The organism is Rhodococcus sp. CX, assembly GCF_015865005.1.
Lineage (GTDB): Bacteria > Actinomycetota > Actinomycetes > Mycobacteriales > Mycobacteriaceae > Rhodococcus.
The window spans coordinates 15,003-23,415 of sequence record NZ_JADZGH010000193.1 but is presented as its reverse complement, the minus strand read 5'-3'; the positions used below and the strand labels follow the sequence as shown (position 1 = coordinate 23,415).

At 65.0% G+C, this 8,413-nt stretch carries 6 protein-coding genes; 4 read left to right on the top strand and 2 right to left on the bottom strand.

What is annotated here, in order from left to right; all coding sequences use genetic code 11:
• The coding region (dnaE, locus tag I0Q12_RS20800) for a DNA polymerase III subunit alpha (protein WP_231611121.1) at positions 1–3,195 on the bottom strand (3,195 nt) is incomplete at its 3' end.
• Between the two features lie 263 nt (positions 3,196–3,458).
• On the opposite strand from dnaE, the gene I0Q12_RS20795 reads away from it, so the two are divergent.
• From I0Q12_RS20795 to I0Q12_RS20780, 4 genes are all read left to right on the top strand, one after another.
• Positions 3,459–3,806, top strand: a complete 348-nt coding sequence (locus I0Q12_RS20795) for a hypothetical protein (protein ID WP_197254191.1) — start codon at positions 3,459–3,461, stop codon at positions 3,804–3,806.
• Positions 3,803–6,004 carry a hypothetical protein gene (locus I0Q12_RS20790; RefSeq protein WP_197254189.1) on the top strand — a complete coding sequence of 734 codons (2,202 nt, stop codon included), beginning with the start codon at positions 3,803–3,805 and terminating at the stop codon, positions 6,002–6,004. Before I0Q12_RS20795 ends, I0Q12_RS20790 begins: the two co-directional genes overlap by 4 nt.
• Complete coding sequence (locus tag I0Q12_RS20785; protein WP_197254187.1) at positions 6,001–6,765, top strand: hypothetical protein; 765 nt, start codon at positions 6,001–6,003, stop codon at positions 6,763–6,765. Before I0Q12_RS20790 ends, I0Q12_RS20785 begins: the two co-directional genes overlap by 4 nt.
• Positions 6,766–7,188: 423 nt before the next feature.
• A complete protein-coding gene (locus I0Q12_RS20780; protein ID WP_197254185.1) occupies positions 7,189–7,572 on the top strand; it encodes a hypothetical protein in 384 nt (127 codons plus the stop codon).
• Between the two features lie 19 nt (positions 7,573–7,591).
• On the opposite strand, the gene rarD is transcribed toward I0Q12_RS20780, so the two are convergent.
• A partial coding sequence (gene rarD / locus I0Q12_RS20775) for an EamA family transporter RarD (RefSeq protein ID WP_197254184.1) occupies positions 7,592–8,413 on the bottom strand: 822 nt, incomplete at its 5' end.

The following is an 8,413-nucleotide window of genomic DNA, read 5'->3' as shown; positions in this document are numbered from 1 at the left end:
GATCGACACGCGTGCCTTGACCAGGACCACGGAGTCCTCGACGACGTCCATCCCGTACACCGAGTAGGACTGCGGGAAGAACAGCACCTCGATGCCACCGGACAGGTCCTCGATCTGCGCGGACGCCCAGGCCAGACCGTTCTTGTTGATGCGCCGGTTCACCGAGGCGAGAATGCCGCCGACGGTGACCTGGGTGCCGTCCTTGATGTCGCCTTCGAGGATTGCCGGGATCTGGGTGTCCGCCTGCGCGGCGAGCACGTGCTCGATGCCGTTGAGGGGGTGTCCCGAGACGTACAGGCCGAGCATCTCCCGCTCGAGCGCGAGCCGGTGCTTGGTGTCCCACTCCTCGTCGGGGATCTTCACGTTGAACACCGACGTCACCGACTCGTCGGCGTCGGCGCCGCCGAACAGGTCGAACTGGCCGATGGCCTCGGCTTTCTTGGTGCTCATCACCGCGTCGATCGCGTCGGCGTGGACGAGCATCAAGCCCTTGCGGGGATGACCGAGCGAGTCGAACGCGCCGGCCTTGATGAGCGATTCGGTGACCTTCTTCGAGCAGGCCAGCGTGTCGATCTTGCCGAGATAGTCGGAGAATTCGGTGAACGCACCCTTCTCCTCACGGGCCTTGATGATCGACGCGACGACGTTCGCACCGACGTTGCGCACCGCGCCCATACCGAATCGGATGTCCTCGCCGACCGCGGCGAAGTCGACGCGCGAGGCGTTCACGTCCGGCGGCAGCACGGTGATGCCCATCTTGCGGCAGTCCGCCAGGTACAGCGCGGCCTTGTCCTTGTCGTCACCGACCGAGGTGAGCAGCGCGGCCATGTACTCGGCCGGGTAGTTGGCCTTGAGGTAGGCGGTCCAGAAGGACACGAGACCGTAGCCGGCGGCGTGCGACTTGTTGAACGCGTAGCCGGCGAAGGGCAGAACGGTGTCCCACAGCGCAGTGATCGCCGGCTGCGAGAAGCCGTTGTTCCGCATGCCTTCGGCGAAGCCGTCGTAGGCCTCGTCGAGGATCTCCTTCTTCTTCTTACCCATCGCGCGACGCAGCAGGTCGGCCTGGCCGAGGCTGTACCCGGCGACCTTCTGCGCGATCTGCATGATCTGCTCCTGGTACACGATCAGACCGAACGTGTCCTTCAGGATGTCGCGCAGCGGTTCCTCGAGTTCCGGATGGATCGGCTTGACCTCTTGCCGATTGTTCTTGCGGTCCGCGTAGTCGTTGTGGGCGTTCATGCCCATCGGACCCGGCCGGTACAGCGCGAGGACGGCGACGATGTCGTCGAAGCCGGTCGGCTGCATGCGTCGCAGCAGGTCACGCATGGCACTGCCGTCGAGCTGGAACACGCCTAGCGTGTCGCCGCGCGCAAGCAGTTCGTAGGTCGGTTCGTCCTCGAGCGGGAGGGTGTCGAGGTCGATGTCGATCCCGCGGTTCTCCTTGATCAGCTCGATCGCGTCGCCGATCACCGTGAGGTTGCGCAGGCCCAGGAAGTCCATCTTCAGCAGGCCGATGGCCTCGCACGACGGGTAGTCCCAGCCGGTGATGATCGCGCCGTCCTGGGCGCGTTTCCACACCGGGATCGCATCCATCAGCGGCTCGGACGACATGATGACCGCGCAGGCGTGCACGCCGGCGTTGCGGATCAGTCCCTCGAGGCCGAGCGCGGTCTCGTAGATCTTCTTCACGTCCGGGTTCGAGTCGATCAGCGCGCGAACCTCGGCGGCCTCCTTGTACCGCTCGTGATTGGGGTCGGTGATGCCGGAGACCGGGATGTCCTTCGCCATGATCGGCGGCGGCAGCGCCTTGGTGATCTGGTCGGCGATCGCGAAGCCGGGCTGACCGAACTGCACGCGCGCCGAGTCCTTGATGGCGGCCTTGGTCTTGATGGTGCCGAACGTGATGACCTGGGCGACCTTGTCGTTGCCCCACTTCTCCGACGCGTAGCGCACCATCTCGCCGCGGCGACGATCGTCGAAGTCGATATCGATATCGGGCATGGAGACACGTTCGGGGTTGAGGAACCGCTCGAACAGCAGACCGTGCGGGATCGGGTCGATGTTCGTGATGCCCATCGCGTAGGCGACAAGAGAACCGGCGGCCGAACCACGGCCCGGGCCGACCCGGATGCCGACCTCACGGGCATGGTTGATGAGGTCGCCGACCACGAGGAAGTAGGCGGGGAATCCCATCTCGTTGATGACGCCGATCTCGTAGTCGGCGCGGGCGAGGTACTCCTCCGGCGGGCCGCCCGGGAACCTACGCTCCAGGCCGCGCATCACCTCGTGGCGCAGGAAGCTCTCCTGGGTGTGTCCCTCGGGCACCGGGAAGATCGGCATGCGATCGCGGTGCTTCCACACGTCGTCGTAGGACTGCACGCGTTCGCCGATGAGCACCGAGTTGTCGCATGCGCCGGGAACCTCCGAGTCCCAGATGGCACGCATCTCCTCGGCGGACTTGAGGTAGTAGCCGTCACCATCGAACTTGAAGCGGGTCGGATCCGAGAGCGTCTTGCCGGTCTGGATGCACAGCAGCGCCTCGTGGTTCTCGGCGGCATCCTTCGTGACATAGTGGCAGTCGTTCGTCGCGAGCGGAGGAATACCCAGCTTGCGGCCGATCTCGAGCAGGCCCTCGCGGACGCGCCGCTCGATGGACAGGCCGTGGTCCATCAGTTCCAGGAAGAAGTTGTCCTTGCCCCAGATCTCCTGCCACTTCGCGGCGGCCTCGAGCGCCTCGCGGTCGTGACCGAGACGCAGCCGCGTCTGGATCTCACCGGACGGGCAGCCCGTCGTGGCGATGATGCCCTCGGCGTGCGCGGCGATGAGTTCCTCGTCCATGCGGGCCCACTTGCCGAGCTGACCCTCGATGGAGGCGAGGGAGGACAGCTTGAACAGGTTCCGCAGGCCCGTCGCGTTCTCCGCGACCATCGTCATGTGGGTGTAGGAGCCGGAGCCGGACACGTCGTCGGATTTCTGGCTGGGATCGCCCCACAGCACACGCTTGGTGTTGAACCGGGACTCCGGGGCGATGTACGCCTCGATGCCGATGATCGGCTTGATCCCGAACTTCTTCGCGGCGTTGTAGAACTCGCTCGCGCCGTACATGTTTCCGTGGTCGGTCATGCCGACCGCCGTCATCCCGAGCCGTTCGGCCTCCTTGAACAGGGGCCCGACCTTCGCGGCACCGTCGAGCATCGAGTACTCGGTGTGGTTGTGCAGATGAACGAACGAGTCAGCCACGCGTGTCACTCCCGGAAGTCAGTGGGCACCGATGAGTGTAGGCCTCCACGGCGACGTGTTCGGTCAGCCACACCGCGCCTGCTGCGGGTCTTCGTTCCCGGCATGGTGACCGTCACACACCCGTGTGTAAGCTGCCCTCTGCGTCGGGGTCGGGGGACCCTGCGATCGGGGTGAACCCGACACCACAGGGGGGCGATGGTGATCTTGTTCTGTTCTGCATGCGTGTGTTCTCCGGGCCGCGGCAGGCGGTCGCGGTGAAGGTCGATCCGGAGAGGCTCGCCGCGCTCGCCACCACCCTCATGAACCACGCGGACGAGGTCCGGCGCGCGGGAAATTCCCACCGGACCGGGCCGTGGTACGACCTCGAGCAGCTGCCGCATTCGCTGGAGGGGTCGCAGCTCGCCGCGGTCTCGGCGGAGGCGGTCGCTGTGCTGGCGGGGGCCTTCGACGTGCTCGCCGGGCCGATCGACCAGATGGCCTACATCGCCGGGGGCGGTGCGAAGGGCTACGTGATCGCCGAGGACGAGTTCGCGTCCCTCATCCGCAATGCCGGGGAGGTCGCGTGACGCCGACGCAGACGTCCGTGGCGAGGTGGCAACCACAGCACCTGGGCGGAACCGCGGACGCGATCGACGGAGCGCAGCGGCGGCTCGCCGCCATCGCCCGCTCGGTCCATCGCGATGTGTCGCTGATGCGCGACCACGACTACTGGGTCAGCGATGCGCAGGTAGCCGCGGAGGAACGCGCCGAGTTCGAAAGCCGCCGGATGCTCCGGTGCGCCGAAGGTGTGGAGACCGTCGGCGGGGCGTACCGGTCCGCACTGGGAAGCATCGGCGCGGCGAGAACCCACCTGCTCGACACCGTCGCCGCAGCCCACGCTGCCGGCGCCTCCGTCGGCGACGACTGGCAGGTCGCGGCAGGGTCCGTCGAGGATCCTCAGGAGGTCGACTACTGGCGCTGGCGGGTCGGCCAAGCGGTGACCGCCCTGACCGACGCCGACGCCGAGGCTGCCCGAGCGGTCCGGAACGCCCTCGATGCCCTGCGCGCACTCGTCCCCGAACAGCTCGGAACGTCCGGCCTCGAAGCCCGCGAACTCGCGGTGAAGATCACCGGCGGCGAGCACTTGACCGCCGCCGACATCGACAATCTGCTGCGTGACCTGCGCGGAATCCAACCCACCGCCGAACAGCTCGAAGCCCTGGCGCGTGGGGAACACATCGTGATGTCCCAGGCAACGCTCGACTATGTGCGGGAGTTGTACGGCACGCTCGGGGTCGACGGATTCGTGAAACTGTCCGAGCAGGTGAGCATGGAAGGGTCCGCGGAAGGGCAGCGGCTCCTGGCGAACGGTTTGGCGCTCGCCTCCGGACCCGAGACCGGCTCCGGAGGTATGCCGGCAGGGGTGGCGGAATTCTTCGACAAGCCGGCCACGACCGGCGTCGTGGTAGGCAATCCCCCGGTGTTTCTCACCGCCGTTCCGGACTCGGGTCTGCTCGACCGGTTCGCGCAGTCGTACGGGGTCGGTGACGCGGCGTTGCAGCAGGACAATCCGATCAATCGCGCACTGCTCGAGCAGGTCGGTGAGTTGGCTGCACTCGATCCGGGGCCCCGAAGCGCCATCGAACTGCGGGACGCCGGATCGACGACGTTCGACGGCCTCCTCGAGCATCTGGTCGCCGCCGGTGGGCGTGACCAGGAGAGCGTACACGAGATGGTGGTCGATCCGGACAGCCGCGAAGATCGGATACTTCCTCTCCTGCAACATGATTGGTCGGACTCCGGCGAGCCCGCGGTGGCGAGGATGTTCGAGTGGATTGCGGACGATGCAACAGCGACCGGTGACGACCCCTGGGCGATGGAACGCGCCACGCGTGCAGGCGAAACTGCTTTCGACCTTTCGCAATTGCTGTCCGGCCACCATGCGGAACTGCTCGACGTTCCCGGGACCGACGGAAAATCGATCGGTGAGCTGAATCCCGCTGTGACCCAAGGCCTCGCACGGGCCGTGGCACCCTATCTGGCCGACATGGTCGGCGTTCCCGGTGAGGAGACCGGAACACACGGATACGGGGCACTCGGCTTCCGGAACGCGCCACTGCTCTACGCAGTGCTGTCGAGCGACGTCGACGCGGCCGGGCACCTGACAGCACAGGCATCGACGTCGGTCGCGTCGCTGGAGCAGGTGTGGGCGACATCCGGTGCAACGAACACCGATTCGCGAATCCACTACGGAGTGTGGGCGGGACGGTTGGCTGGCCTGGTCGAAGCCGGGCTCGACCTCGAACTGGAGAACCGGCGAAACGACGCCGAGGATGCACTGGACAGGAGAGGCTTGGTGTTCGACAGCGCGAAAGCGGCCCTGTACGGGTCGGCTTCGTTCGTTCCGGTGGCGGGTCCGTTCCTGGCGACAGGCATCGACGTCGCATCTCCATCCGTGCGCGAGGCGTACTTGAGCACGGCCGACCGGATCGAATCGATGACGGCGAATGCTTCGACTGACACATCGCGTACGGCCTCCTACTACAACATGGCGCTCGGCGTGCAAGCCGCCAATGGTGGGCGCCTTCCCGCAGACTCGGCGTGGACCGAGTACACAACCGAGGACGGTCGGCTGCAAACGTTGACCGAGATCGAAGGCGAACGCCCAGACACCGAATTGACCCACTTCAGCACGAGAACGCATGACGCCCTGACGGCCGCCGACCTCCCTCTGGAGGCCTTCTTCTCCGCATTCGAAAATGCTCGGCAGGATGTGGATCGATGACCCGAATCGCAACCCGACTCAGTATCGCGTGTGTTGCAGCTGCCGCGGCGTTCCACGTATCCGGCTGCAGCACCGGCCAAGATACATCGGAGTCCGAAATATCTGCGCGCTACCAACTCCCGGATGTGGTTCAGTACAACTATCGCTGGAGCGCGGAGTCCGGTATCAACCTGCTCGGCCCTGACGCAACGGTCGTTCGCGCCTATTTCGAGTCCTACTACATTGCGAGTTTCGCGCACTCAACCGCGGCGGGTTATCCCGGGTTCGAGAACGCCACAGAGGACGTCGCATACGACCCCCCACGTCATCGAGCGATCAACGACCGAACCAATTACAACCCACTTCCCATCGTCGGCACCTTTCATGCACATCTGCTGTCGATCGAACGGAACGACTTCGGTATGCAGGCAGTTGTCTGCGAAGGTGACTATTCCCTGATGGACCTACGTCGCGACGGCACATACACCAATCGCGGGGTGCGGATACCGACCGCAATGCAAATCGAGTTCACGCCAGGATCTGCCGGGATCACAGACACAGCGCGCTACGCGGAGGGCCCGGAACGCACACCCCAAAACGACGTGTTCGGCGGTTGGACCGTCACGCGACACGCCTTCTCGACGGGAAACTTCGACGACAACCTCGCCTGCCAGCACAAGTTTCCCGACCCACCCGAAACAAGATCCGAACGTATCAACGAAACATTCACAGTCCCTTACCCGACCCTGCCGCCCTACCCCGGATGGTCGAGTTCCCAGTGACGAGCGATCAGACGTCGGCGATACGACTAGTTGCTGCCGCAGAGTCATCACCAGGACCGATTCGCAAACGCGTGATCGCGCTTGTCGCCGCTACACTCACCATCTCGGGATGCACCGTGAATCACGGCGATCGCGCCACCCGAAGCGCCTGCGCCGTACACACTTCCCGATCTCGTCCAATACAACTACCGTTGGAGCGCCGAACCCGGCATCGACCTCTTCGGCTCACCCGAAACCGCCGTACGTGCCTACCTGGAGTCCTACTACATCGCCAGCTTCGCTCACTCCACAGCTGCCGGCTACCCCGGATATGAGGACGCCACCCGAAACCTCTCGTACGACCCTCCCAGGCGAGACATCAACGACCGGTCGAATTTCAACCCGTTTCCTGTGGTCGGCACCTTCTACGCCCACATTCTTTCGATGGAGGAAACCGACACGGGCGCAAGGGCAATTGTCTGCCAGGGGAACTATTCGCTCATGACCGAAGTTCCAGACGGAACGTATTCCAATCACGGCTGGAGAATCCCGAGCCCGTTCGTCATCGACCTGTCCTCCCCATCCGAAGAAGACCCCGAACAAGTACGCATTACCGAAGGTCCCGCACGTGCGCCCCAGGAGGACATGTTCGGCGATTGGACTATCACGCGACACGCCTTCTCGACAGGAAGCTTCGACGACAACCTCGCCTGCGCGCCGAAGTTTCCCGACCCGCCCGAAACCAGACCTCAACGGAACAACGAAATGTTCACAGCCCCGTACCCCACCCTGCCGCCCTATCCGGGATGGCCGGATCCGACGCACTGACCGCGCCCAACCCCGACGGTCAACGCTCGACGTCTACGTCGTCGACGATCACGCGGCGCGGCGCGCGACGAGCCCGCCTCAGCGCATCCGCGCTGTAGATGACGAGCGCCACCCAGATCAGCGAGAACCCGATCCATCGCGACGGGGGCATGGCCTCGTGCAGAACCAGCACACCCCAAGCCATTTGCAGGCTCGGCGTCAGGTACTGCAGCATTCCTAATGTCGCGAGCGGCACCCGCTGCGCCGCCGCCCCGAACAACAGCAACGGAACTGCGGTGACGAGACCGGCCGAGACGAGCAGAAACGCGTGGCCAGGGCCCTCCGTCAGGAATGTGCCGGTGCCTGTCGCCGTGAGGAACACCAGATAGCCGAGCGCGAACGGAACCGCGACCACTCCCTCCCCGGTGAGAGAAGTGCGCGGGTCGAGGGGCACGATCTTCTTGATCACGCCGTACAACGCGAACGACAGCGCCAACGTAAGCGCGATGATCGGCGGGCGCCCGTAGTCGACGGTGATGACGACGACCGCGATCGTGGCAAGCAGCAACGCCGCGATCTGCGCTCGGTACAACCGTTCCCGGAAGAACAGCACGCCGAACAGCACACTGACGAGTGGGTTGATGAAGTATCCGAGCGCGGTTTCCACGACGCGGCCGGACGTCACGCCGTAGATGTAGGTTCCCCAGTTCACGGCGATCGCCGCCGACGCGGCCGCGACCAGCGCCCACGTTCGAAGACCCAGTCCGCGCAAGGTGCCGAGCTTGCCCAGTACCGCGAGCAACAACAGCATGAGCAGCAGCGTCCACAACACCCGGTGGGCGAGGATCTCGACCGCGCCGGC